Below are 24,030 nucleotides of genomic sequence, written 5' to 3' on the forward strand. Positions count from 1 at the left end.
TTTGCTATTTATAGTGGTAATGTTTTTCATAAATCTGTCATAAATCTGACGCATAATGACGCCGCATTACAGACTTGTAACTTAAATACGATAAGACAGGGCAAAGTATGGCGAGACGTATTCTGGTCGTAGAAGATGAAGCTCCGATCCGTGAAATGGTGTGCTTCGTGCTTGAACAAAATGGCTTCCAGCCGGTTGAAGCGGAAGATTATGACAGCGCGGTGAACCAGCTGAATGAACCCTGGCCCGATCTGATCCTGCTGGACTGGATGCTGCCTGGCGGTTCCGGATTGCAGTTTATCAAGCATATCAAACGCGAGGCGATGACCCGCGATATCCCGGTGGTAATGCTGACGGCGCGCGGCGAGGAAGAGGATCGCGTGCGCGGTCTGGAAACCGGCGCGGACGATTACATCACTAAACCGTTCTCCCCGAAAGAGCTGGTGGCGCGTATCAAAGCCGTGATGCGCCGTATTTCACCGATGGCGGTGGAAGAGGTGATTGTGATGCAGGGGCTGAGCCTGGATCCTACCTCACACCGGGTCATGACCGGTGAAAATCCCCTCGATATGGGACCGACCGAATTTAAACTCCTGCACTTCTTTATGACCCACCCGGAGCGCGTTTACAGCCGCGAACAGTTGCTGAATAACGTCTGGGGAACTAACGTCTATGTCGAAGACCGAACGGTTGACGTCCATATTCGCCGCCTGCGTAAAGCACTGGAACTGAGCGGCCACGATCGCATGGTACAGACGGTCCGCGGCACGGGTTATCGCTTCTCGACCCGTTTCTGAACAATGACAGGAGTGTGACGCGTGCTGGAACGTCTGTCATGGAAAAGGCTCGTCTTTGAACTGATCTTATGCTGCATTCCGGCCCTCATTCTGGGGGCTATCTTTGGCTATCTGCCGTGGTTTTTACTGGTGGCCGTGACGGGATTGCTCGTCTGGCATTTCTGGAATTTACTGCGTCTCTCCTGGTGGCTGTGGGTCGACAGAAGTATGACACCCCCGCCGGGAAGCGGGAGCTGGGAACCGCTACTCTACGGCCTGCACCAGATGCAGATGCGTAACAAAAAGCGCCGTCGTGAGCTGGGAAGCCTGATCAAACGCTTTCGCAGCGGTGCGGAGTCGCTGCCGGACGCGGTGATCCTGACGACAGAAGAAGGGACAATCTTCTGGTGTAATGGCCTCGCGCAACAGCTACTGGGCCTGCGCTGGCCGGATGATAATGGTCAGAACATCCTGAACCTTCTGCGTTATCCCGAGTTCACGCTGTATCTGAAAAAGCGGGATTTTTCGCGCCCGCACAATCTGAAGCTCAATAACGGTCGCCATCTGGAAATCCGCGTGATGCCCTACAGCGATCGGCAGTGGCTGATGGTGGCGCGGGACGTTACCCAGATGCACCAGCTTGAGGGCGCGAGACGTAACTTCTTTGCCAACGTCAGCCACGAGCTGCGTACGCCGTTGACGGTGCTTCAGGGCTACCTGGAGATGATGCAGGAGCAAACGCTTGAGGGGCCGCCGCGTGAGAAAGCGCTGCATACCATGCGGGAGCAGACGTTCCGCATGGAAGGGCTGGTCAAACAGCTGCTGACGCTTTCAAAAATTGAGGCTGCCCCGTCGCTGGCGCTAAACGACATCATTGATGTGCCGATGATGTTGCGGGTGGTGGAGCGCGAAGCCCAAACGCTGAGTCATAATCAGCACACCCTGAGTTTTGACGTTGATAACACGCTGAAAGTGCTCGGCAGTGAAGATGAGCTGCGAAGCGCTATCTCAAACCTGGTCTATAACGCCGTGAATCATACTCCGAAAGGAACGCATATCGCGGTGCGCTGGCAGCATACCCCGGCGGGCGCTGAGTTTAGCGTCGAGGATAACGGACCGGGGATTGGGCCTGAACACCTCCCGCGTCTCACCGAACGGTTCTACCGGGTGGATAAGGCGCGCTCGCGGCAGACCGGCGGGAGCGGACTGGGGCTGGCAATTGTGAAGCATGCCGTCAGCCACCACGAAAGCCGGCTCAATATCGAAAGCACCCTCGGGAAGGGCACGCGCTTTAGCTTCGTGATTCCGGAACGATTAATTGCCAAAAAGAGCGCCTGACGGCAGATGTGTCAGGCTACCTTTCCACGGGCCAGCGAATGCTGGCCCGTTTGCTTTGCAGTCAAGCGAAACGCGGATGAATATTATACGGTTGGTGCTTTTTTGTTCGCATGATTAGCCATGAGTTTTTCTTATACATGGCATATTATGTTGGTCTGCATTTTCATGCTGGCATATTGTTCTGGTTTTACGATCCCTTCTTGCCTTTAAACGTTATAAGCGTTTAAATTGCCCCCCATATACTGTCAGACCGACTGTATTTGCGTGGTAAATCGAAAAACTATTCTTCGCCACGCCAGGACGGGAGCATATCCCGCTGAAATTGAGCAAATTTTCCGCTGTATCGTCCCGTGAGGGATGGCGAAAATCTCAACGTATTCAACACCACATCCACAGGCAGTAAGGTTTTATGACCCATCACTTGAAATCGCGTGACATTATCGCGCTGGGCTTTATGACATTTGCGCTGTTCGTTGGCGCAGGTAACATCATTTTTCCTCCAATGGTTGGCTTACAGGCGGGTGAACACGTCTGGACGGCTGCGTTTGGCTTCCTGCTTACTGCCGTGGGCCTGCCGGTACTGACCGTTATCGCGCTGGCGAAAGTCGGTGGCGGTGTGGACAGCCTCAGCACCCCGATTGGCAAAGTGGCTGGCGTTCTGCTGGCAACCGTCTGCTATCTGGCCGTTGGCCCGCTGTTCGCGACCCCGCGTACGGCGACCGTCTCCTTTGAAGTGGGTATCGCCCCGCTGACCGGTGACGGCGCGATGCCGCTGTTTATTTACAGCCTCATTTACTTCGCCATCGTGATACTGGTTTCTCTCTATCCCGGCAAACTGCTGGATACCGTGGGTAACTTCCTGGCACCGCTGAAAATTGTGGCGCTGATCGTGCTGGCGGTTGCGGCCATCGTCTGGCCTGCGGGGCCCATCAGCTCCGCGATGGACGCTTATCAGAACGCGGCGTTCTCAAACGGTTTTGTGAACGGCTATCTGACAATGGATACGCTGGGTGCGATGGTGTTTGGTATCGTTATCGTTAACGCCGCGCGTTCCCGCGGGGTGACCGAAGCGCGTCTGCTGACTCGCTACACCATCTGGGCTGGCCTGATGGCCGGTGTCGGCCTGACGCTGCTGTATCTGGCGCTGTTCCGTCTGGGTTCAGATAGCGCAACGCTGGTCGATCAGAGCGCAAACGGCGCGGCGATCCTGCATGCTTACGTGCAGCACACCTTTGGTGGTGCAGGCAGCATGCTGCTGGCGGCGCTGATTTTCCTGGCCTGTCTGGTGACGGCGGTGGGTCTGACCTGCGCCTGCGCGGAGTTCTTCGCCCAGTATCTGCCGCTCTCTTACCGCACGCTGGTGTTTATCCTCGGCATCTTCTCCATGGCGGTGTCAAACCTCGGTCTGAGCCACCTGATTCAGGTGTCAATTCCGGTGCTGACGGCGATCTATCCGCCATGTATCGTGCTGGTGGTGCTGAGCTTCACCCGCCCGTGGTGGCATAACTCGACGCGAATTATTGCGCCGGCCATGTTTATCAGCCTGATTTTTGGTATCCTTGACGGGATCAAAGCATCAGCATTTGCAGAAATCCTGCCAGCCTGGACACAGCGTCTGCCGCTGTCCGAGCAGGGCCTGGCCTGGCTGATGCCTTCCGTTGTAGCGCTGGTTCTGGCGATTATCTGGGACCGTGCGGCAGGGCGTCAGGTGACATCCAACGCCCATTAATCAACGGCAACAAATTGTTTAACCACGGGGCTTAAGGCCCCGTGGTTTTTTGTTTTTTTCGTGTTGAATGGCAAGATTTTAATGGAAAGCACTAACAAACTTAAACGTGGATTGAGCACCCGCCACATCCGCTTTATGGCGCTGGGCTCGGCTATCGGCACCGGTCTTTTTTATGGCTCGGCAGATGCCATCAAAATGGCCGGTCCAAGCGTTCTGCTGGCCTACATCATCGGCGGCGTGGCGGCCTATATCATCATGCGTGCGCTGGGGGAGATGTCGGTTCACAACCCGTCTGCCAGCTCGTTTTCACGCTATGCACAAGAAAACTTAGGCCCGCTGGCCGGGTTTATCACCGGCTGGACTTACTGCTTCGAAATTCTGATTGTCGCCATTGCCGATGTGACGGCGTTTGGCATCTATATGGGGGTCTGGTTCCCCGCCGTGCCGCACTGGATCTGGGTACTGAGCGTGGTGCTGATCATCTGCGCCGTCAACCTGATGAGCGTGAAGGTGTTTGGCGAGCTGGAGTTCTGGTTCTCCTTCTTCAAGGTCGCGACCATTATTATCATGATCCTCGCCGGTTTCGGCATCATCATCTGGGGTATCGGCAACGGTGGGCAGCCAACCGGCATCCATAACCTGTGGAGCAACGGCGGCTTCTTCAGCAACGGCTGGCTCGGGATGGTCATGTCGCTCCAGATGGTCATGTTCGCCTATGGCGGTATTGAGATTATCGGCATCACCGCCGGGGAAGCGAAAGATCCGGAGAAGTCCATTCCGCGCGCCATCAACTCGGTGCCGATGCGTATCCTGGTGTTCTACGTGGGCACGTTGTTTGTGATTATGTCCATCTACCCGTGGAACCAGGTGGGCACCAACGGCAGCCCGTTTGTCCTGACTTTCCAGCATATGGGCATTGCGTTTGCCGCCAGTATTCTCAACTTTGTGGTACTGACCGCCTCGCTGTCGGCCATCAACAGTGACGTGTTCGGCGTGGGTCGTATGCTGCACGGCATGGCGGAGCAGGGCAGTGCGCCGAAGGTGTTTGCCAAAACGTCGCGTCGCGGCACCCCGTGGGTAACGGTGCTGGTCATGACCGTGGCGCTGCTGTTCTCGGTTTACCTGAATTACATCATGCCGGAGAACGTCTTCCTGGTGATTGCGTCACTGGCGACCTTTGCGACGGTGTGGGTGTGGATCATGATCCTGCTGTCGCAGATTGCGTTCCGTCGCCGCCTGTCGCCAGAAGAGGCCAAAGCGCTGAAGTTTAAAGTGCCGGGCGGCGTGCCAACGACCATTGTCGGTCTCATCTTCCTGGTCTTCATCATTGGCCTGATTGGTTATCACCCGGATACCCGTATTTCCCTGTACGTGGGCTTCGCGTGGATCGTCCTGCTGCTGGTGGGCTGGATGTTTAAATGTCGCCGCGATCGTCAGCTGGCGGAAGCACAGTAAGGTAAAAATGCCGGGTGGCGCTGCGCTTACCCGGCCTACACTCCCTTTTGCCCTGGAAAAAATCTCCTCCTCCGTTCTCCTCCCCCAATAATCCCGAACACGATGAGCTATCTTTAATCACCCTGTGGCAAGGTGACGTCAATTTCATCAAAGGGGATTCGTGATGTTAAACGCCTGGCACCTTCCGGTTGCCCCATTTGTTAAGCAAAACAAAGACAACCTTGTGATTACGCTCTGGCTGGCAGGGGACAATCAGCCTGAACGTGTGACCCTGCGCGCCGAAGTGGATAACGAAGAAACGTCGCTGAAAATGCACAAAGTGCGCAGCCAGCCGCAGCCGGGCGTCACGGCGTGGCGGGCAAATATCGATTTGCGCAGCGGGCAGCCGCGTCGCCGCTACGGCTTCAAGCTGCTGTGGAACAACCGGCAGCTGTGGTTTACCCCGCAGGGCTTCAGCCGTTTTCCTCCGGCCCGGCTGGAGCAGTTTACCGTGGATCACCCGGATAACGGCCCGCAGTGGGTTAACGATCAGGTCTTTTACCAGATTTTCCCGGACCGCTTTGCGCGCAGCGAAAAGCGCAACGCCGATCAGGACAAGGTTTATTACCATCATGCGGTCGGTCACGACATTATTCTGAACAAATGGGACGAGCCGCTGACCGCCCAGGCGGGGGGATCGACCTTTTACGGCGGCGATCTCGACGGTATCAGCGAAAAACTGCCGTACCTGAAAACGCTCGGCGTCACGGCGCTGTACCTGAACCCGGTGTTTAAAGCGCCAAGCGTGCACAAATACGATACGCAGGATTATCGCCACGTTGACGAGCAGTTTGGCGGTGACGAGGCGCTGCTGCGGCTGCGGCACAACACGCAAAAAGAGGGTATGCGCCTGATCCTTGATGGCGTGTTCAATCACAGCAGTGATTCGCACGCGTGGTTTGACCGTCATAATCAGTCGATGAGCGGCGCATGCCATAATCCGGACTCACCGCAGCGTGACTGGTACAGTTTTGATGAGAATGGCCGCGCCCTGGACTGGCTGGGCTACCCGAGCCTGCCGAAGCTCGATTTCCAGTCGCCATCGCTGGTGAATGAGATCTACGGCGACGACGACAGCATCGTGCGCCACTGGCTGAAAGCGCCGTGGAACATGGACGGCTGGCGGCTGGACGTGGTGCATATGCTGGGTGAATCAGGCGGGGCGCGGAATAACCTTCAACATGTCGCCGCCATTACCCGGTCGGCAAAAGCGGCCCGGTCGGAAGCGTTCGTCTTCGGGGAGCACTTTGGCGACGCGCGTCAGTGGTTGCAGGCTGATGCAGAAGACGCGGCGATGAACTATCGCGGCTTCACCTTCCCGCTGTGGGGTTTCCTCGCTAACACCGATATCTCTTACGATCCGCAGCATATCGACGCCGAAACCTGCATGGCGTGGATGGAAAACTATCGCGCTGGCCTGTCGCATCAGCAGCAGCTGCGGATGTTTAACCAGCTCGACAGCCATGATACCGCGCGCTTTAAATCATTGCTGGGTAAAGATGTGGCGCGTCTGCCGCTGGCGGTGACCTGGCTCTTTACCTGGCCGGGCGTACCCTGCATCTACTATGGCGATGAAGTGGGGCTGGAGGGGAATAACGATCCGTTCTGCCGTAAAACCTTCCCGTGGGAGAGTGAAAAACAGGATCAGGATCTGCTCAGCCTGTACCAGCGTATGGCGACGCTGCGCAGGCAGAGTCAGGCCCTGCGCTACGGGGGCTGTCAGGTGATGTACGCCCACGATAACGTGGTGGTGTTTGTCCGCGTCTATAACCAGCAGCGTGTGCTGGTGGCGATCAACCGGGGCGAGGCGTGTGAAGTGGTGCTGGAAGATTCACCGCTGCTGGCCGGTAAAACGTGGAAGATCAAAGAGGGTAAAGCGACGTTCCAGGAGAGCGTGCTCACGCTGCCCGCGATTTCCGCTGCGGTCTGGTTCGGCAGCTAAGCGCAGGCAGAATGGTTTTCACCTTTTAAGATGGCGCAAATGCAACGATTTGTGTCAATCTTAGCGGATCGTTTACGGTGAAGGTGGAAACATGGACGAGCTTTACATCCTTGGCTGTTTGTTCCTGGTTTTTGCGCTGGTCGTGGCACCCGTGCTCGCGGTGATAGGTTTTAACCGAAGCACGGCGGCGCGGCAGGAGATCGCCCGGCTTCGCCAGCGCATTGAGGCGCTTGAGCAGCGCGGTGTCACTGAGAAAGCGCCGGAGCCGGTGCAGACCGCCGCGCCGGTGGAGACGCCAGCGTCGGTGGCAGAAGCCGTTACCCCACCTGTCGATCCCTGGCGTCCCGAACCGCCCGTCACTGAAGCAGAACCAGCGCTTGTACCGGCGGCAAAACGGCCTTCCGCCTTTGGCGGCATCCTGTCCTCGCTGACGCGCTGGTTTATGCAGGGCAATCCGCTGGCAAAACTGGGGATTGTACTGCTCTTCCTCGGCCTCTCTTTCCTGCTGCGCTATACCGTTGAACATTCACTGTTTCCGATTGAGCTGCGTCTTGCCGCCACGGCGCTGTTTGCCATGGTTCTGCTGGCCGTTGGATGGCGGCTGCGGCACAGGCAGCGGATCTACGCGCTGATCCTCCAGGGCGGGGCGACCGGCGTGCTTTATCTGACCGTCTTTGGCGCATTCCGGCTGTGGCAAATGCTGCCGATGACGCTGGCGTTTGCGCTGCTGGTGGTGATTTGCGCGGCGAGCGTCGGGCTGGCCGTGCTGCAAAAGGCGCTGAGCCTTGCCATGCTGGCGAGCCTCGGCGGATACCTTGCGCCGCTGCTGTTGTCTACCGGAGGCGGCAGCGTTGTGGCGCTGTTCTCCTTCTATCTCATGCTTTCCATCGGCATTCTCGCCATCAGCATCTGGCAGCACTGGCGCGAGCTCAACCTGCTCGGGCTGCTCTTCACGTTTGGCGTTGGCGGGGTATGGGGGCTGAGCGACTACCAGCCTGAAGACTATGCTATCTGTCAGCTGTTCCTGATTGCCAATACGCTTATTTTTGGCGTGTTTAGCGTGGCGCTGTCGCTGCGGGCGCAGGAAAAAGGCAAACAGATTATTGACGGCGCACTGCTGTTTGCTCCGCCGCTGATTGGTTTTGGGATGCAGTATGGCATGACGTCTCACTGGACGTACGGCCCGGCGCTCAGCGCGCTGGGCTATGGTGCGTTTTATCTCTCACTGGCGTTTCTCGCACTGCGACGCTATCCGTCTGTCGGGCGGCCACTGGTTATGGCGGCGCTGGCGATCGGCGGCGGGTTTGCCACGCTTGCCATACCGCTGGCGCTTTCAGCGCGCTGGACGGCGATGGCCTGGGCGCTGGAAGGGTTGGGTATTCTCTGGCTGGGCGTGCAACAGCAGCAGCGGCGCATGAGCTATAGCGGGACGGCGCTGCTGGTGCTGGCGCTCGGCAGCGCGATATGGGCGCAAATGGACGGCGTCACCTCGTTGAGCCTGCTGCTTATTTTCGCAGTGCTCAGTCTTTGCTGGCTGGCTGCGGCCTGGCTGTGGCAGAAAATCGCACAGCCGGGCAGTTGGGCATTGCTGGCCGGTGGGCTGCTGTTCTGGTTAGTGGCGCAGCTGGGCGCGTCGCAGCTGTTCCTGAAGCAGGAGTTATCGGTTCTGGAAGGCGTAATGGCGCTGACGGCGGCGTCGGCCTGGGGATGGCGGCAGGCTGCCGCTCGTCTGGCGTGGCGGGAGCTGGATGCCAGCAAATGGCTGCTGTGGCCGGTGATGCTGCTGATGGTGCTGTATCAGATCTGGCAACAGCAAATCCTGGCGGCCGGCTGGGCAAATCTGGCCTGGGCTATTGCGCTGCCTGCCGCCCTGATGCTGCTGCGGCGCGACGAAGATAAACTTCTGCCGCGCATCTCAATGGGACTGCATCTGTCGCTGGTGTGGATGATTTTACTCGCCATAGCCGCCGAGCTTTACTGGTTTGCCCGCTCCCTGCCGTGGGGCATGGCGGCCTGGGGAAGCGGCATTGCGATGGCTGTTGGCGGTGGGGTGATTATGGCGCTCTCCGCGGCCGTACGGCGTCGCGGGTGGCCGTTCCGGGTATGGCCTGCGCTCTACGCCTGCCTTGCCGCGATCCCTGTGGTTGTGGCGCTGGTGGTATTGCTGGTCGTGACCAATTTGCAGGACGGTGTGGTCTATCAACAGACATGGCTGCCGCTGGTGAACCCGCTTGAGGAAGGGGCGGCGTTCGCGCTGCTGGGGTTGGTGGTGTTTTATCGGGAAGTGGATCGCTACTATCCGGCATCGCTTGCGCAGTCCCGTCCGTGGCCCGCCGTTGTGCTGATGGCCCTGGGTTTCTGGTGGCTTAACGGCGCATTGCTGCGCGCGCTGGCGTGGTACGGCGAGGTGGCCTGGAATTGGGAGTCGTTGTGGCATTCGCGGCTTATTCAGACCACCTTTGCCCTGTTCTGGATGTTGTGCGCGCTGGTGGTCATGATCCGCGCCACCCGTCACGCCTCCCGTCAGCAGTGGCTTGGCGGTGCGGCGCTACTGGGGGTGGTCATGCTCAAACTGATGCTGGTGGACAGCGCGGGCGGTGGCGGCCTGGCGCGCGCCGTCGCGTTTATTGGCGTGGCGATCCTGGTCCTGATTGTGGGCTATTTCTCGCCGCTACCGCCTAAAGCAGGAGAAGAAAAATGAAATGGATGAACGCGGTTGTTTGTGCGGCACTGCTGGCCGTGGCCGGTCCGGCATTCTGCGAGGGCGCGCCAGCGGAATCCCCGCGGGATTATGCCTATGGCCTGTCCCTTGATACCTCTGCCTCTTCGCCGTGGTATCGGGTCATGCTGCCGCTGGCGGTTTATCAGCAGAGCACATCGCCCGATCTGCGCGACGTGCGCGTGTTTAATCAGTCGGGCGAGCCGGTACCGTTCAGCCTGGTTACCACGACGCGTCCGCAGCCGGCACCGACCACCACGGCGCTGCGCCTCTTTGCGCTTAACGCCTCGCCGGGCGGAGAAGAGGACAGCGGCGATAAAATTATGCTACGGGCCAGAAACGGCGTGGAAATTGTGCTGGAAGGGCAACACGCAGCGGCTGCCGGACAGCACTATCTGCTGACCCTGCCGGAAAACGCGACGGAGGTTCCGCTCTCTCAGCTCCAGCTTTTCTGGGACACGCCGCAGGGCTCGTGGCAGGGGACGGCATCGGTCTATTACAGCGAGGATCTGAAAAACTGGTATACCCTGCGCGAAGAGATGCCCCTGCTGGACGTGATGAGTGGACAGGATCGCCTGAAGCTCGACCGCATCGATACCGATCTGGTGTTATCGCCTGAGGCGAATCGTTATCTGCTGCTGGTGCTGAACACGGGGCGTTCTGCCCTGACGTTAACCGGCGTCAACGCGATTAACGCGACTGAACAGCCGGAATCTGAGCACATTAGCCTGGCGGGAGAGGGGGAGCGGTTATCCGAAAGCGAAGCCGTGTGGCGCTGGAAACATCCGCAGCCTCTGAGTGCGATCGGCTTCATGCTGAATGGCGACGGTGTTCTCCCGGCAGAAATAGCCTGGCGGGAGGCGGATAAGGATCGGTGGCATACGCTGAAAAAAGAGGTGATCTACCAGCTCGGCGGCAAAACGTCTGAACCTGTTCCGCTCCCTGGCGGACTGGTCGAGGCGGTAAAAATCAAGACCCTCAATGCGCGTTTGCCTGAGAACCTGCCTGGCGTGACCGGGCAACGCGTGCGCTACGATCTGGTGTTTAACGCGCAGGGGAAGGGGCCGTACCTGCTCGCGTGGGGGAACGGGGCTGCGAAACCGGCGAGCGTGGAGACGGATATGCTGATCCCGACCGAACTGCGTAAAACCTACGATCTGGCAGCCCTGCCGATGGCGGATACGCTGGAACCTGTCCCGCTGGGTGGCGAGGCGCGTTTAACCGCGACGTCTGCGGCTGAGCAGGAAAGCAGAATGAAAACGCTGATGGTCTGGGGCGTACTGATTGCGGGGGTGATGGTGCTTGCGGGTATGGCATGGCGCATCTGGCGCGAGGTAAAAAAAGACGGCGCAGCATAAGCCATAAAAAAACCCGCGTATTCGCGGGTTTTTTGGTAAACCGTGCCGATTAAAGGCTGGATACGTTCTCAGACAGGTATTTAGCTACGCCGTCTGGAGAAGCCGCCATACCTTCTTTACCTTTTTCCCACTGAGCCGGGCACACTTCACCGTGCTCTTCGTGGAACTGGAGCGCGTCAACCATGCGCAGCATTTCGTCGATGTTACGACCCAGCGGCAGATCGTTCACAACCTGGTGACGAACGATGCCGTTCGCGTCGATCAGGAAAGAACCACGCAGTGCAACGCCAGCGTCCGGATGTTCGATACCGTAAGCCTGCTGGATTTCGCGTTTGATGTCCGCAACCATCGCGTATTTCACTGCACCGATGCCGCCGTTTTCGACAGGGGTGTTACGCCATGCGTTGTGTACAAATTCAGAGTCGAAGGAGACGCCAACCACTTCCACGCCACGCTTCTGGAATTCTTCGTAACGTTTGTCGAACGCGATCAGCTCAGACGGGCAAACGAAAGTGAAGTCCATTGGCCAGAAGAACAGAACGGTCGCTTTACCGTTGGTGTGCTGTTTGAAGTTGAAGTTTTCAACGATTTCACCATTGCCCAGAACGGCGGCAGCTGTAAAATCCGGAGCCGGACGAGTTACCAGAACCATATGATTCTCCTGTAGATACTAAGGTTATTTGGAACGCAACGCGGGCCAGTATAGAGGCAGTACGGGAATAAGACAAAGAGGTGGTAACAATCGTTCCACCAGCTTTTACCTATCAATCGAACCGACTTCACAGTTCTTTATTTTTCGCCTGCGTCATCATACGCGGGTAGAACTGCCAGAAGCGGGTTTCCAGCGCATCATAATGTTCATCCAGGTCATGCCATGAGTCGCGCAGCGCGTCCAGACGCGGTCGACGGCTCGCCATGCCGTTCAGGACGTTCTGAATGAAATCCATCTCGCGGTATCGCTCCAGCCAGCGTTCAGACCAGAGATAGTTATTCAGATTCACAAAGCGCGGCGGGGAGTCCGGCAAAATGATCGACACCTGCGCGTGGGCGTAGCGCACAAACTCAGGCAGCGACATATCAGGCGACAGCCGGGACCAGTGGCGCGACAGGAAATGATCCCACATGACGTCGAGCGTGATCGGCGCCACGCGTCGGGTTTCGGGGCGGAACCAGGCTTTGGCTTCCGTCACTTCCGGCAGGTTATCGGTCAGCACGTCGATGCGGCGGTGCATAAAAATCCCGTCGACAACCTCAGGGGAGTACGCTTCCGCGGGGTTGCCACGTACAAAATCGGCCAGCAAATTGCCGGAGAGGGAGCTGTCCGCGAGATGAGCGAGATGCAGATGAGCGAGAAAATTCATGCGTTTTCGTTGTCCGGTGGCGGCTAGTTGTTGCAGCAAAAGGGTGTGAGCACTAGACTATGCCGCCTGTTTTTAAGTCACGAGTATACGTCATGCGCGTCGCCGATTTCTCCTTTGAACTACCTGAATCCCTGATTGCTCACTATCCCATGCCTGAGCGTAGCAGCTGTCGCTTGCTGTCACTGGACGGGCCAACGGGCGCGCTGACGCACGGTACTTTCACCGATCTTCTCGACAAGCTCAACCCTGGCGATCTGCTGGTCTTTAACAATACCCGCGTGATCCCGGCGCGTCTGTTTGGCCGTAAAGCCAGCGGCGGCAAGATCGAGGTGCTGGTCGAACGTATGCTCGATGATAAACGTATTCTGGCACATATTCGCGCCTCTAAAGCGCCGAAGCCGGGCGCTGAACTGCTGCTGGGGGATGACGAGAGCATCAAAGCGACCATGACCGCGCGTCACGACGCGCTATTTGAAGTGGAATTCAACGACGAGCGCACGGTGCTCGATATCCTCAACGCCATCGGCCACATGCCGCTGCCGCCGTATATTGAGCGCCCGGACGAAGAGGCCGACCGCGAGCTGTATCAGACCGTCTACAGCCAGAAGCCTGGCGCGGTGGCGGCGCCAACGGCGGGCCTGCACTTTGATGAACCGCTGCTGGAAAAGCTGCGCGCGAAAGGCATTGAGATGGCGTTCGTGACGCTGCACGTCGGCGCGGGGACCTTCCAGCCGGTGCGCGTGGACAGCATCGAAGACCACATCATGCACTCTGAGTATGCCGAAGTGCCGCAGGAGGTGGTGGATGCGGTGCTGGCGGCGAAAGCGCGCGGTAGTCGCGTCGTGGCCGTCGGTACAACGTCGGTACGTTCCCTTGAGAGCGCTGCGCAGGCCGCGAAAAGCGAGCTGATTGAGCCGTTCTTTGGCGATACGCAGATCTTTATCTACCCGGGCTATCAGTACAAAGTCATTGATGCGCTGGTGACCAACTTCCATCTGCCTGAATCGACGCTGATTATGCTGGTTTCCGCGTTTGCGGGGTATCAGCATACGATGAACGCCTACAAGTCTGCGGTAGAACAAAAATATCGCTTTTTTAGCTACGGTGACGCGATGTTTATCACGTACAATCCGCAGGCTTTGAATGAGCGTGTCGGGGAATAAGTCCGCGGCACCGTATTACAACGTTGGACTGTTTTTCTGACGTCGGAGAAAAAATGAAATTTGAACTCGATACCACCGATGGCCGCGCGCGTCGCGGTCGTCTGGTGTTTGATCGCGGCGTGGTAGAAACCCCCGCGTTTATGCCTGTGGGCACGTACGGCACCGTAAAAGGAATGACGCCGGAAGAAGTTGAAGCCACTGGCGCACAGATTATCCTCGGCAACACCTTCCACCTGTGGCTGCGTCCGGGCCAGGAGATTATGAAGCTCCACGGCGACCTGCACGATTTCATGCAGTGGAAAGGCCCGATCCTCACCGACTCCGGCGGTTTCCAGGTCTTCAGCCTGGGCGATATCCGTAAGATCACTGAGCAGGGCGTACACTTCCGTAACCCGATCAACGGCGATCCAATCTTCCTCGATCCGGAAAAGTCTATGGAGATTCAGTACGATCTCGGCTCCGATATCGTAATGATCTTCGACGAATGTACGCCATACCCGGCGGACTGGGACTACGCCAAGCGTTCCATGGAGATGTCCCTGCGTTGGGCGAAGCGTAGCCGCGACCGTTTTGACGCCCTGCAAAACAAAAATGCGCTGTTCGGCATTATTCAGGGCAGCGTTTACGAAGATTTACGCGATATCTCGGTTAAAGGTCTGGTAGAGATAGGCTTTGATGGCTACGCTGTCGGCGGTTTGGCTGTGGGTGAGCCGAAGGAAGACATGCACCGCATTCTGGAGCATGTCTGCCCGCAAATCCCGGCGGATAAACCACGATACCTGATGGGTGTGGGTAAACCAGAAGATCTGGTGGAAGGCGTACGTCGCGGCATTGATATGTTCGACTGCGTTATGCCAACCCGAAACGCGCGTAACGGTCATCTGTTCGTTACCGATGGCGTGGTGAAAATCCGTAACGCGAAGCATAAGAGTGACACCAGCCCGCTCGATTCCGAGTGCGATTGCTATACCTGTCGCAATTATTCTCGCGCGTATCTGCATCATCTCGATCGTTGCAACGAGATTTTGGGGGCGCGTCTCAATACCATTCATAATCTTCGTTATTATCAGCGCTTAATGGCTGGTTTACGTAAGGCTATCGAAGAGGGTAAATTAGAGAGCTTCGTGACCGATTTCTACCAACGTCAGGGGCGGGATGTTCCACCGTTGAACGTTGATTAATTTTAATAATGAGGGAATTTGAATGAGCTTTTTTATTTCTGATGCGGTAGCAGCAACGGGTGCACCAGCGCAGGGCAGCCCGATGTCTCTGATTCTGATGCTGGTTGTGTTCGGTCTGATCTTCTACTTCATGATCCTGCGTCCACAGCAGAAGCGTACTAAAGAGCACAAAAACCTGATGAACTCCATCGCGAAGGGCGATGAAGTCCTGACCAATGGTGGCCTGGTGGGTCGCGTAACCAAAGTAGCGGAAAACGGCTACATTGCTATCGCCCTCAACGACACCACTGAAGTGGTTATCAAACGTGACTTCGTAGCTGCCGTTCTGCCGAAAGGCACCATGAAGGCGCTGTAATCCCAACTTTTCCCAAAGGGAACTGCCGTGTTAAACCGTTATCCTTTGTGGAAGTACATCATGCTGGTCGTCGTGATTATCGTCGGCCTGCTGTACGCGCTTCCCAACCTGTATGGTGAGGATCCGGCCGTTCAAATCACTGGCGCGCGCGGTGTCGCCGCCAGTGAGCAAACGCTGATCCAGGTCCAGAAAACGTTACAAGAAGAAAAAATTACCGCTAAGTCTGTGGCACTGGAAGAGGGCGCAATTCTTGCTCGCTTCGACACCACCGACACGCAGCTCCGCGCACGTGAAGCGCTGATGGGCGTGCTGGGTGATAAATATGTCGTGGCGCTTAACCTTGCTCCTGCAACCCCACGCTGGCTGGCTGCGCTGAACGCAGAGCCAATGAAACTGGGTCTTGACCTGCGTGGCGGCGTTCACTTCCTGATGGAAGTGGATATGGATACCGCGCTCGGCAAGCTACAGGAACAGAATATCGACAGCCTGCGCAGCGATCTGCGCGATAAGGGCATTCCGTACACCACCGTACGTAAAGAAGATAACTACGGCCTGAGCATCACGTTCCGCGACAGCGCGGCACGCGATCAGGCTGTGACGTATCTGTCTCAGCGTCACCGCGATCTGGTGATCACCTCTCAGGGCAGCAACCAGCTGCGTGCGGTAATGACCGACGCGCGTCTGAGTGAAGCACGTGAATACGCCGTTCAGCAGAACATTAACATTCTGCGTAACCGTGTAAACCAGCTGGGCGTGGCTGAGCCACTGGTACAGCGTCAGGGTGCTGACCGTATCGTGGTCGAACTGCCGGGTATCCAGGATACCGCCCGTGCGAAAGAGATTCTGGGCGCGACGGCGACCCTGGAGTTCCGTCTGGTTAACTCCAATGTCGACCAGGCTGCTGCGGCTTCAGGCCGTGTGCCGGGCGATTCTGAAGTGAAACAGACCCGCGAAGGCCAGCCTGTTGTGCTGTACAAACGCGTGATCCTGACCGGTGACCATATCACCGACTCCACTTCAAGCCAGGATGAGTACAACCAGCCGCAGGTTAACATCTCGCTGGATAGCGCAGGCGGCAACATCATGTCTAACTTCACCAAGGACAACATCGGCAAGCCGATGGCGACCCTGTTCGTGGAGTACAAAGACAGCGGTAAGAAAGACGCCAATGGCCGTGCCGTGCTGGTGAAAGAGGAAGAGGTGATTAACATCGCCAACATCCAGTCTCGTCTGGGTAACAGCTTCCGTATTACCGGTATCAGCAACCCGAACGAAGCGCGTCAGCTCTCTCTGCTGCTGCGTGCCGGTGCGCTGATTGCGCCAATTCAGATTGTTGAAGAACGTACCATCGGTCCAACCCTGGGTATGCAGAACATCAAACAGGGTCTGGAAGCGTGTCTGGCCGGTCTGGCGGTGTCCATCATCTTCATGATCTTCTTCTATAAGAAGTTCGGCCTGATTGCGACCTCCGCGCTGATTGCCAACCTGGTGCTAATCATCGGTATCATGTCCCTGCTGCCGGGGGCGACGCTGACCATGCCGGGGATTGCGGGTATCGTTCTAACCCTTGCGGTGGCGGTCGACGCCAACGTATTGATAAACGAACGTATCAAAGAAGAGCTGAGCAACGGTCGTTCTGTACAGCAGGCGATTGAAGAAGGCTACAAAGGGGCGTTCAGCTCCATCTTCGATGCGAACGTAACAACACTGATTAAGGTTCTTATCCTGTATGCAGTGGGTACTGGCGCGATCAAAGGCTTTGCGATTACTACCGGTATCGGTGTCGCAACGTCGATGTTTACCGCTATTGTCGGCACCCGTGCCATCGTGAACCTGCTGTACGGCGGCAAGCGCGTCAAAAAGCTGTCTATCTGAGGAGTGCGTTGTGGCACAGGAATATACTGTTGAACAATTGAACCACGGCCGTAAAGTCTGGGACTTTATGCGCTGGGACTACTGGGCCTTCGGCATTTCAGGTTTTCTGCTGATCTTGTCCATCGTCATTATGGGCGTGAAAGGCTTTAACTGGGGTCTGGATTTCACCGGTGGTACGGTGATTGAAATTACCCTGGAAAAACCGGTCGATATGGACCAGATGCGTGAGTCTCTGCAAAAAGCGGGCTTTGAAGAGCCGCTGCTACAGAACTTCGGCAGCAGCCGCGACATCATGGTGCGTATGCCGCCGGTACACGATGCCAACGGCAGCCAGGAGCTGGGCAGCAAGGTCGTCCAGGTTATTAACGAAACGACCAGCCAGGATGCAACGGTTAAGCGTATTGAGTTTGTCGGCCCGAGCGTTGGTGCTGACCTGGCGCAGACCGGTGCGATGGCGCTGCTGGTGGCGCTGATCTCGATCCTGATTTACGTTGGTTTCCGCTTTGAGTGGCGACTGGCGGCAGGCGTGGTTATCGCCCTGGCGCACGACGTGGTGATCACCATGGGCATACTATCTCTGTTCCACATTGAGATTGACCTGACGATTGTGGCATCCCTGATGTCCGTTATCGGTTACTCACTGAACGACAGTATCGTGGTATCTGACCGTATTCGTGAAAACTTCCGTAAGATCCGTCGCGGCACGCCGTACGAAATCTTTAACGTGTCGTTGACCCAGACGCTGCACCGTACGTTGATCACCTCCGGCACCACCCTGATGGTGATCCTGATGCTGTTCCTGTTCGGTGGCCCGGTGCTGGAAGGCTTCTCGCTGACCATGCTGATCGGTGTGTCTATCGGTACGGCCTCGTCTATCTACGTCGCGTCCGCACTGGCGCTGAAGCTGGGCATGAAGCGCGAGCATCTGATCCAGCAGAAAGTCGAGAAAGAAGGGGCGGATCAGCCGTCCATTCTGCCGTAAGAGTCTTATGTAGTATCGAAATCCCGGCCTGTTGGCCGGGATTTTTTTTGTCTGCATCTCACAAACACTCCTGACAGTATGCTGTCAGGAGCCCTGTCGTAGACTCCTTCTGAACCCTAACAACAGGCAGGAGGACGTATGAAAAGTGTTATTAACTGGTTTGAAATTCCGGTCGCCGATATGGATCGCGCCATCAAATTTTATGAGTCGGTGATGCAGGTCGCGCTGCGGCGCGAGAAGATGGACGTGGCTGATCTGGCGATTTTCCCGCACGAGGATCCGGCCACCGGCGGCGCGCTGGCGAAATTTGACGGCGTTACACCGTCTTCGCAGGGCGCTATTATTTACCTGCATACTGACAATCTGGCGGCCACGCTCGATCGTATTGCTTCTGCGGGCGGTGAGTGCGTGTTTGGCCCGCTGGAACTGCCGCAAGGCATTGGCACTATAGCCCTGTTTACCGACAGCGAAGGTAATCGCGTCGGCCTCCATCAACCGGTATGAGAGTAAACCTATGACCCGACGCGCTGACCGTTTGTTCCAGATTGTGCAGATCCTTCGGGGCAGGCGTCTGACAACGGCAGCGCATCTGGCGGAAAGGCTTGGCGTGTCCGAGCGCACGGTGTACCGCGATATCCGCGACCTGTCGCTCTCCGGCGTGCCGGTGGAAGGCGAGGCGGGAAGCGGATATCGGCTGATGTCGGGTTTTGATTTACCCCCGCTGATGCTGACCAACAAAGAGTCCGAGGCGCTGATGGTGGCGATTCGCCTGCTCAAAACCTGGGGCGGGGAATCGCTGTCGCGCGAGCTGGAGTCGGCCCAGGAAAAAGTGCTGGCGATCCTGCCAGAAGTGAGCCGCCGCAAAGCTGAGCAGACGCGGATTTACGCGCCGGATATTGCCCTTCAGCCCCATTCCCGTAGTGGTTTCGACGTGATCCATCAGGCGATTTCCGCCCAGCGCGTGCTGGCGCTGCATTATCGTGATGAGGCCGGGCAGTTAACCTGGCGTGAGGTGCAGCCGCTTGGGCTGTTCTTCTGGGGGGAGCACTGGCTGTTGGCTGCGTGGTGCGAGCGACGCGATGACTACCGCTGTTTCCGGCTCGACCGATGCCTCAATATTGTGCAGACGGAGAGGCGGTTTAGCGAGAGTGCGGACAGGTCATTGGCAGATTTTTTGCGCAAGGTGAGGCAGTAAAAAGCCGGGGGGCGGCTACGCCTTACCCGGCCTACATTCGGATCGTAGGCCCGGTAAGCGTAGCGCCACCGGGCGGAATCCGCACTGATTAGAAGTTGTAACCCACGACCAGGTAACCACCCCAACCGGTAGAGCGAACGCTGAAGTCGCCGTTGCCAAAGTTCAGGCTGGCGTCGTCGTTCCACTGGCCACCGTTGTGCCAGTAACGCGCAACAACAGAGTAGTGCCAGTGATCGTAGTTCAGCGCCAGGATGTGGCTGGACGCGATGGAGTCGTTAGTGCGCGCTTTTCTGCCGTTCAGGTCGCGGAAATCGTTATCGCCCAGGTCTGAACCCCAGTCAAAGTTGGTGAAGCCGATATAGCTCAGGTTACCGCCCCACAGTTGGGTAATTGGCACGAAGTATTTCACTTTGAAACGGTAGCCGTCCCACTCGTTCTCGTTCGCGGCGCCGTAGTTCTGCCACTGGTATTTTGCGTAGACGTTCATGGACAGGCTCATCGGCAGGCCAGTCTCAATGTCTGTACCCAGACCCATGTACCAGGTGCTCTGGCGACCGGACTTGTTGCGACCCATGTCGTAGATGTAGTTGTTTGCGAAATACCACTCTTTGAACGGACCAAACGCCAGACTGGTACCGGTCAGTTTATCAATGGAGAAGCGGGGTTCGATCTCCATGAACAGTGGGGAACCGTGGTTCCAGATACCTTTCGCGTCGGTGTTACCGCCGAAGAATACCGGTGCGTCCATGTAGCCATAGAAATCAAACCAGTCTTTTTTAGCGAATGCTTCGTACTCGAGGTAGGTATCGTTACGGATCTGCGGTCCGAAACGGGTATGGTAGCTGCCTACAACGTTAACGCTCTGATGCCACCAGTCGGAAAGGTATTGTGGTTTGTCGTTTTCCGCTGCGTTAACAGTGAAAGAGGTGGAGAGTGCCAGAACTGCACCGGCTGCGAGTAATGTTTTTTTCATAATCATGCCACTGATTGAAATTCCCTTCCGGGAGTGAAAAATGCGCGAATTGCGTTTCTAAATATTTCGTATTTCTGCGGAGCCTATTATAGGAATCCTTGCTCACAAAAATATGTGTTGTTTCACATATCTCTCACATACGTAATCGATTGCGTTCACGTTTGCGTACTTTAGACGGGCGGGATTGTAGCGGCAATCATTTATGTTGCCAATCCATACGAAATGTAAATGTTAGCGGAGTGACATTTCACTCCGCTAGAAGGGCGGGTTATTGCGCGGCGGGTTGAATGTCGTGAATACGGATAAAGCCCAGCTGTTCTGGGGTCAGTCCGCTCAGCTGGAGCGGGATATCAACATCGCTCGGCGCCAGCGTGCTGGCGGGGGCGGTGAAGAGCTGATTCTTCACGTTCACTTCCTGATAGCTCTCCGTGGTGCCCTGAATCTGGCCCCACTCTACGGTGCCGCTGAACGCGGGAAGCGGATCGTTGGACTCACCCTGAATGCGTAATGTTGCGCGAGTACCATCGGCATTCGCTGCAACATTCACCAGAGACATCTTTAGGGTGCCAATCTGGCTGTTCAGACGCGCGGGCGTGTTTGCACCTGGCAATAAATAAACGCCATTGCTGGATTTGGCATTCAGCGCGTTCTGCTGGGTGATCTTCACGGTTTCTTTATTAAGTTTGTCCATCGCCACGTTAAGCGTATTCACGCTTTGTTTCATCTCGCGGACTTCGCTTTGCTGTGCGCAGGCGCTGAGCGTGAACAGGCTCCCCACCAGCACTATTTTCAGGTAACGTCTTGTCATTGCGTTTAATTCCTTGAAATCACAGATTGCTACAATGGTAGACAGGATAGTGCCGTCAGGCATAGATCCTTTGTCTCAAAAAGCTCTTCCTTTGTTGTCGGGCCAGTTCAGGGTAAAATAGAAATCAGTTAACCAGATAACAGGGACATCGTATGCATTGCCCATTTTGCTCCGCTGTGGATACCAAAGTCATCGACTCACGTCTTGTAGGCGAAGGGTCTTCCGTGCGTCGTCGTCGGCAGTGTCTGGTGTGCAACGAGCGTTTTACCACCTTCGAGGTGGCAGAGCTGGTAATGCCGCGCGTGGTAAAAAGTAACGATGTGCGCGAACCGTTCAATGAAGAGAAACTGCGTAGCGGGATGCTCAAGGCGCTGGAGAAACGGCCCGTCAGCTCCGATGACGTCGAAATGGCGTTAAACCATATTAAATCTTATCTGCGGGGGTTAGGTGAGCGCGAAGTGCCGAGCAAAATGATCGGCAATCTGGTGATGGAACAGCTGAAAAAGCTCGATAAAGTCGCCTATATCCGCTTTGCCTCCGTTTACCGCAGCTTCGAAGACATCAAAGAATTTGGCGAAGAGATCGCCCGCTTACAGGATTAAGCCCATGCACGACGAGATGTACATGGCGCGAGCCATGAAGCTGGCGCAGCGTGGTCGGTTTACCACTCACCCTAACCCCAATGTCGGGTGCGTCATTGTTAAAGATGGCGAGATCGTGGGGGAAGGTTTTCACTACTGCGCAGGCGAGCCGCATGCTGAAGTGCATGCCCTGCGCATGGCGGGTGAGAAAGCGCGTGGCGCGACGGCCTATGTGACGCTGGAGCCATGCAGTCATCACGGACGTACGCCGCCGTGCTGTGAAGCGCTGATTGCGGCGGGCGTCTCGCGCGTTGTCGCCGCCATGCAGGATCCTAATCCGCAGGTGGCGGGCCGCGGGCTGTATCGTCTGCAACAGGAAGGCATCGACGTCAGCCACGGCCTGATGATGCAGGATGCCGAAAACATCAACAAAGGCTTCCTGAAGCGTATGCGCACCGGCTTCCCGTTTATCCAGCTTAAGCTTGGCGCGTCACTGGATGGCCGCACGGCGATGGCGAACGGCGAGAGCCAGTGGATCACCTCGCCGCAGGCAAGGCGCGATGTGCAACGTCTGCGCGCGCAAAGCCATGCTATTCTCACCAGCAGTGAAACGGTACTGGCTGACGATCCGGCCATGACCGTGCGCTGGGAAGAGCTGAATGCGGATACGCAGGCGCTCTATCCGCAGGAGAACCTGCGTCAGCCGCTGCGCATTATTGTTGATAGCCAGAACCGCGTGACGCCGGAGCACCGCATCGTGCAGCAGCCGGGTGAAACCTGGATTGCCCGCACCAAAGAAGATACGCGCGAGTGGCCGGCAGGCGTGCGCAGCATTATGGTGCCGGAACATAACGGGCATCTCGATCTCGTGGTGCTGATGATGTTGCTCGGCAAACAGCAGGTCAACAGCATCTGGGTTGAAGCCGGTCCGACGCTCGCCGGCGCACTGCTTCAGGCGGGGCTGGTGGATGAGCTTCTCGTCTACGTTGCGCCTAAACTGTTAGGTAATGACGCGCGCGGCCTGTTTGTGCTGCCCGGCCTTGAAAAACTGGCCGATGCGCCGCAACTCTCATTCAGCGAGATTCGTCCGGTAGGCCCGGATGTCTGCCTCCATTTAACGACAGCGTAATTGCTCCTGAAATAGGGAAGCAGTGCGCAAAGTATTATGATAAAATCCGCCCCCCTGCGGGGCCAAATGAACCCGTAAAGGAAGAGTATGAACATTATTGAAGCTGCTGTAGCTACCCCGGACGCTCGCGTCGCCATCACCATTGCGCGTTTCAACAACTTCATCAACGATAGCCTGCTGGAAGGTGCGGTTGACGCCCTGAAACGTATCGGCCAGGTTAAAGATGACAACATTACCGTCGTTTGGGTACCAGGTGCTTACGAACTGCCACTGGCAGCGGGCGCGCTGGCGAAAACCGGTAAATACGACGCGGTGATTGCGCTGGGTACCGTTATTCGTGGCGGCACTGCGCACTTCGAATACGTTGCGGGCGGTGCAAGCAACGGTCTGGCACACGTTGCACAGGATGCTGAAATCCCTGTCGCGTTCGGCGTGCTGACCACCGAAAGTATTGAACAAGCCATCGAACGTGCTGGCACTAAAGCCGGTAACAAAGGTGCAGAAGCTGCACTGACCGCGCTTGAAATGATCAATGTATTGAAAGCCATCAAGGCCTGATTTTTTTGTAAGGGGAATTCCGTGAAACCTGCTGCTCGTCGCCGCGCCCGTGAATGTGCCGTCCAGGCACTTTACTCCTGGCAGTTGTCCCAGAACGACATCGCTGATGTTGAATACCAGTTCCTGTCAGAACAGGACGTGAAAGACGTTGACGTTCTGTACTTCCGTGAACTGCTGTCGGGAGTGGCGACTAATAGCGCGTATCTCGATGGTCTGATGAAGCCATACCTGTCCCGTCTGCTCGAAGAGCTGGGCCAGGTCGAAAAAGCAGTGTTGCGTATCGCGCTGTTTGAGCTGTCTAAACGTGATGATGTGCCGTACAAAGTGGCCATCAACGAAGCGATCGAACTGGCGAAAACCTTCGGCGCTGAAGACAGCCACAAGTTTGTTAACGGCGTGCTGGATAAAGCCGCACCTGCGATCCGTCCCCACAAAAAGTGATCCGCAAACCGGAGTCTTGCATTGCCTTTTTGGCAGTGCGGCTCCGGTTTTTTTATTTAATTTGCTGAGGCA

General features: G+C 56.7%; 22 protein-coding genes. 18 read left to right on the forward strand and 4 right to left on the reverse strand.

Annotated elements, in window-relative coordinates:
* Positions 1-107: 107 nt before the first annotated feature.
* The 7 genes from phoB (at position 108) to SK50_RS07175 (ending at position 11,356) form a co-directional block, all read left to right on the forward strand.
* Positions 108-797 (forward strand): phosphate response regulator transcription factor PhoB, encoded by a 690-nt coding sequence (phoB, locus tag SK50_RS07145; protein WP_023303179.1) that lies wholly within the window; start codon positions 108-110, stop codon positions 795-797.
* A gap of 21 nt (positions 798-818) precedes the next feature.
* Positions 819-2,114, forward strand: a complete 1,296-nt coding sequence (phoR, locus tag SK50_RS07150; RefSeq protein WP_023303180.1) for a phosphate regulon sensor histidine kinase PhoR — start codon at positions 819-821, stop codon at positions 2,112-2,114.
* Positions 2,115-2,523: 409 nt separating this feature from the next.
* Positions 2,524-3,843: a branched-chain amino acid transporter carrier protein BrnQ gene (gene brnQ / locus SK50_RS07155; RefSeq protein ID WP_003859118.1), complete on the forward strand. Its 1,320-nt coding sequence runs from the start codon at positions 2,524-2,526 to the stop codon at positions 3,841-3,843.
* 81 nt (positions 3,844-3,924) lie between these two features.
* Complete coding sequence (gene proY / locus SK50_RS07160) at positions 3,925-5,298, forward strand: proline-specific permease ProY (RefSeq protein WP_017383160.1); 1,374 nt, start codon at positions 3,925-3,927, stop codon at positions 5,296-5,298.
* A gap of 163 nt (positions 5,299-5,461) precedes the next feature.
* Positions 5,462-7,279 carry a maltodextrin glucosidase gene (gene malZ, locus SK50_RS07165; RefSeq protein ID WP_048229247.1) on the forward strand — a complete coding sequence of 606 codons (1,818 nt, stop codon included), beginning with the start codon at positions 5,462-5,464 and terminating at the stop codon, positions 7,277-7,279.
* A gap of 91 nt (positions 7,280-7,370) precedes the next feature.
* A complete protein-coding gene (locus SK50_RS07170) occupies positions 7,371-9,980 on the forward strand; it encodes a DUF2339 domain-containing protein (protein ID WP_048229249.1) in 2,610 nt (869 codons plus the stop codon).
* Positions 9,977-11,356 (forward strand): DUF3999 domain-containing protein, encoded by a 1,380-nt coding sequence (locus tag SK50_RS07175; protein ID WP_040117263.1) that lies wholly within the window; start codon positions 9,977-9,979, stop codon positions 11,354-11,356. Before SK50_RS07170 ends, SK50_RS07175 begins: the two co-directional genes overlap by 4 nt.
* Positions 11,357-11,405: 49 nt before the next feature.
* Here SK50_RS07175 and SK50_RS07180 read toward each other — a convergent pair whose 3' ends face one another.
* Both SK50_RS07180 and acpH read right to left on the reverse strand, forming a co-directional pair.
* Entirely contained in the window at positions 11,406-12,008 is a 603-nt protein-coding gene (locus SK50_RS07180; protein WP_003859113.1) for a peroxiredoxin C, read from the reverse strand.
* A 127-nt stretch (positions 12,009-12,135) separates the two neighbouring features.
* Positions 12,136-12,717 (reverse strand): ACP phosphodiesterase, encoded by a 582-nt coding sequence (gene acpH, locus SK50_RS07185; RefSeq protein WP_015571305.1) that lies wholly within the window; start codon positions 12,715-12,717, stop codon positions 12,136-12,138.
* Positions 12,718-12,809: 92 nt separating this feature from the next.
* Between acpH and queA the strand changes: the two genes are divergently transcribed.
* From queA to SK50_RS07220, 7 genes are all read left to right on the forward strand, one after another.
* Positions 12,810-13,880: a tRNA preQ1(34) S-adenosylmethionine ribosyltransferase-isomerase QueA gene (gene queA / locus SK50_RS07190; RefSeq protein WP_006809916.1), complete on the forward strand. Its 1,071-nt coding sequence runs from the start codon at positions 12,810-12,812 to the stop codon at positions 13,878-13,880.
* Between the two features lie 53 nt (positions 13,881-13,933).
* A complete protein-coding gene (gene tgt, locus SK50_RS07195; RefSeq protein WP_015571303.1) occupies positions 13,934-15,061 on the forward strand; it encodes a tRNA guanosine(34) transglycosylase Tgt in 1,128 nt (375 codons plus the stop codon).
* Between the two features lie 22 nt (positions 15,062-15,083).
* Positions 15,084-15,416 carry a preprotein translocase subunit YajC gene (yajC, locus tag SK50_RS07200; protein WP_003859109.1) on the forward strand — a complete coding sequence of 111 codons (333 nt, stop codon included), beginning with the start codon at positions 15,084-15,086 and terminating at the stop codon, positions 15,414-15,416.
* 27 nt (positions 15,417-15,443) lie between these two features.
* Complete coding sequence (gene secD, locus SK50_RS07205) at positions 15,444-17,291, forward strand: protein translocase subunit SecD (RefSeq protein ID WP_017383164.1); 1,848 nt, start codon at positions 15,444-15,446, stop codon at positions 17,289-17,291.
* Positions 17,292-17,301: 10 nt separating this feature from the next.
* Positions 17,302-18,273 (forward strand): protein translocase subunit SecF, encoded by a 972-nt coding sequence (gene secF, locus SK50_RS07210; RefSeq protein ID WP_003859105.1) that lies wholly within the window; start codon positions 17,302-17,304, stop codon positions 18,271-18,273.
* Positions 18,274-18,411: 138 nt separating this feature from the next.
* Positions 18,412-18,777: a VOC family protein gene (locus SK50_RS07215; RefSeq protein ID WP_017383165.1), complete on the forward strand. Its 366-nt coding sequence runs from the start codon at positions 18,412-18,414 to the stop codon at positions 18,775-18,777.
* A gap of 10 nt (positions 18,778-18,787) precedes the next feature.
* Positions 18,788-19,468 (forward strand): helix-turn-helix transcriptional regulator, encoded by a 681-nt coding sequence (locus SK50_RS07220; RefSeq protein WP_045344601.1) that lies wholly within the window; start codon positions 18,788-18,790, stop codon positions 19,466-19,468.
* Positions 19,469-19,556: 88 nt separating this feature from the next.
* Here the strand turns inward: SK50_RS07220 and SK50_RS07225 are convergent, their stop codons facing one another.
* Positions 19,557-20,441 (reverse strand): nucleoside-specific channel-forming protein Tsx, encoded by an 885-nt coding sequence (locus SK50_RS07225; RefSeq protein ID WP_026080602.1) that lies wholly within the window; start codon positions 20,439-20,441, stop codon positions 19,557-19,559.
* A 268-nt stretch (positions 20,442-20,709) separates the two neighbouring features.
* Positions 20,710-21,249: a SadB/YajI family lipoprotein gene (locus tag SK50_RS07230; RefSeq protein WP_003859100.1), complete on the reverse strand. Its 540-nt coding sequence runs from the start codon at positions 21,247-21,249 to the stop codon at positions 20,710-20,712.
* 152 nt (positions 21,250-21,401) lie between these two features.
* Here SK50_RS07230 and nrdR point away from each other — a divergent pair, with 152 nt between their 5' ends.
* The 4 genes from nrdR to nusB all read left to right on the forward strand — a co-directional run bounded on the left by nrdR (position 21,402) and on the right by nusB (position 23,958).
* Positions 21,402-21,851, forward strand: a complete 450-nt coding sequence (nrdR, locus tag SK50_RS07235) for a transcriptional regulator NrdR (RefSeq protein ID WP_003859099.1) — start codon at positions 21,402-21,404, stop codon at positions 21,849-21,851.
* A 4-nt stretch (positions 21,852-21,855) separates the two neighbouring features.
* The gene (gene ribD / locus SK50_RS07240) at positions 21,856-22,959 is read left to right on the forward strand and encodes a bifunctional diaminohydroxyphosphoribosylaminopyrimidine deaminase/5-amino-6-(5-phosphoribosylamino)uracil reductase RibD (protein WP_032102871.1); all 1,104 of its coding nucleotides are present in this window, start codon (positions 21,856-21,858) and stop codon (positions 22,957-22,959) included.
* An 87-nt stretch (positions 22,960-23,046) separates the two neighbouring features.
* Positions 23,047-23,517 (forward strand): 6,7-dimethyl-8-ribityllumazine synthase, encoded by a 471-nt coding sequence (gene ribE / locus SK50_RS07245; protein ID WP_003859098.1) that lies wholly within the window; start codon positions 23,047-23,049, stop codon positions 23,515-23,517.
* A gap of 21 nt (positions 23,518-23,538) precedes the next feature.
* Positions 23,539-23,958, forward strand: coding sequence for a transcription antitermination factor NusB (gene nusB, locus SK50_RS07250; RefSeq protein WP_006809908.1), 420 nt, complete (start codon positions 23,539-23,541; stop codon positions 23,956-23,958).
* Positions 23,959-24,030: the final 72 nt, after the last annotated feature.

Source organism: Enterobacter sp. BWH64 (assembly GCF_001037645.1).
GTDB classification, from domain to species: domain Bacteria; phylum Pseudomonadota; class Gammaproteobacteria; order Enterobacterales; family Enterobacteriaceae; genus Enterobacter; species Enterobacter hormaechei_C.

Coding starts and splice junctions, on each gene's coding strand:
- phoB (WP_023303179.1), top strand. CDS start 108: ATGGCGAGACGTATTCTGGTCGTAGAAGATGAAGCTCCGATCCGTGAA.
- brnQ (WP_003859118.1), top strand. CDS start 2,524: ATGACCCATCACTTGAAATCGCGTGACATTATCGCGCTGGGCTTTATG.
- proY (WP_017383160.1), top strand. CDS start 3,925: ATGGAAAGCACTAACAAACTTAAACGTGGATTGAGCACCCGCCACATC.
- malZ (WP_048229247.1), top strand. CDS start 5,462: ATGTTAAACGCCTGGCACCTTCCGGTTGCCCCATTTGTTAAGCAAAAC.
- SK50_RS07170 (WP_048229249.1), top strand. CDS start 7,371: ATGGACGAGCTTTACATCCTTGGCTGTTTGTTCCTGGTTTTTGCGCTG.
- SK50_RS07175 (WP_040117263.1), top strand. CDS start 9,977: ATGAAATGGATGAACGCGGTTGTTTGTGCGGCACTGCTGGCCGTGGCC.
- SK50_RS07180 (WP_003859113.1), bottom strand. CDS start 12,008: ATGGTTCTGGTAACTCGTCCGGCTCCGGATTTTACAGCTGCCGCCGTT.
- acpH (WP_015571305.1), bottom strand. CDS start 12,717: ATGAATTTTCTCGCTCATCTGCATCTCGCTCATCTCGCGGACAGCTCC.
- queA (WP_006809916.1), top strand. CDS start 12,810: ATGCGCGTCGCCGATTTCTCCTTTGAACTACCTGAATCCCTGATTGCT.
- tgt (WP_015571303.1), top strand. CDS start 13,934: ATGAAATTTGAACTCGATACCACCGATGGCCGCGCGCGTCGCGGTCGT.
- yajC (WP_003859109.1), top strand. CDS start 15,084: ATGAGCTTTTTTATTTCTGATGCGGTAGCAGCAACGGGTGCACCAGCG.
- SK50_RS07215 (WP_017383165.1), top strand. CDS start 18,412: ATGAAAAGTGTTATTAACTGGTTTGAAATTCCGGTCGCCGATATGGAT.
- SK50_RS07220 (WP_045344601.1), top strand. CDS start 18,788: ATGACCCGACGCGCTGACCGTTTGTTCCAGATTGTGCAGATCCTTCGG.
- SK50_RS07225 (WP_026080602.1), bottom strand. CDS start 20,441: ATGAAAAAAACATTACTCGCAGCCGGTGCAGTTCTGGCACTCTCCACC.
- SK50_RS07230 (WP_003859100.1), bottom strand. CDS start 21,249: ATGACAAGACGTTACCTGAAAATAGTGCTGGTGGGGAGCCTGTTCACG.
- nrdR (WP_003859099.1), top strand. CDS start 21,402: ATGCATTGCCCATTTTGCTCCGCTGTGGATACCAAAGTCATCGACTCA.
- ribD (WP_032102871.1), top strand. CDS start 21,856: ATGCACGACGAGATGTACATGGCGCGAGCCATGAAGCTGGCGCAGCGT.
- ribE (WP_003859098.1), top strand. CDS start 23,047: ATGAACATTATTGAAGCTGCTGTAGCTACCCCGGACGCTCGCGTCGCC.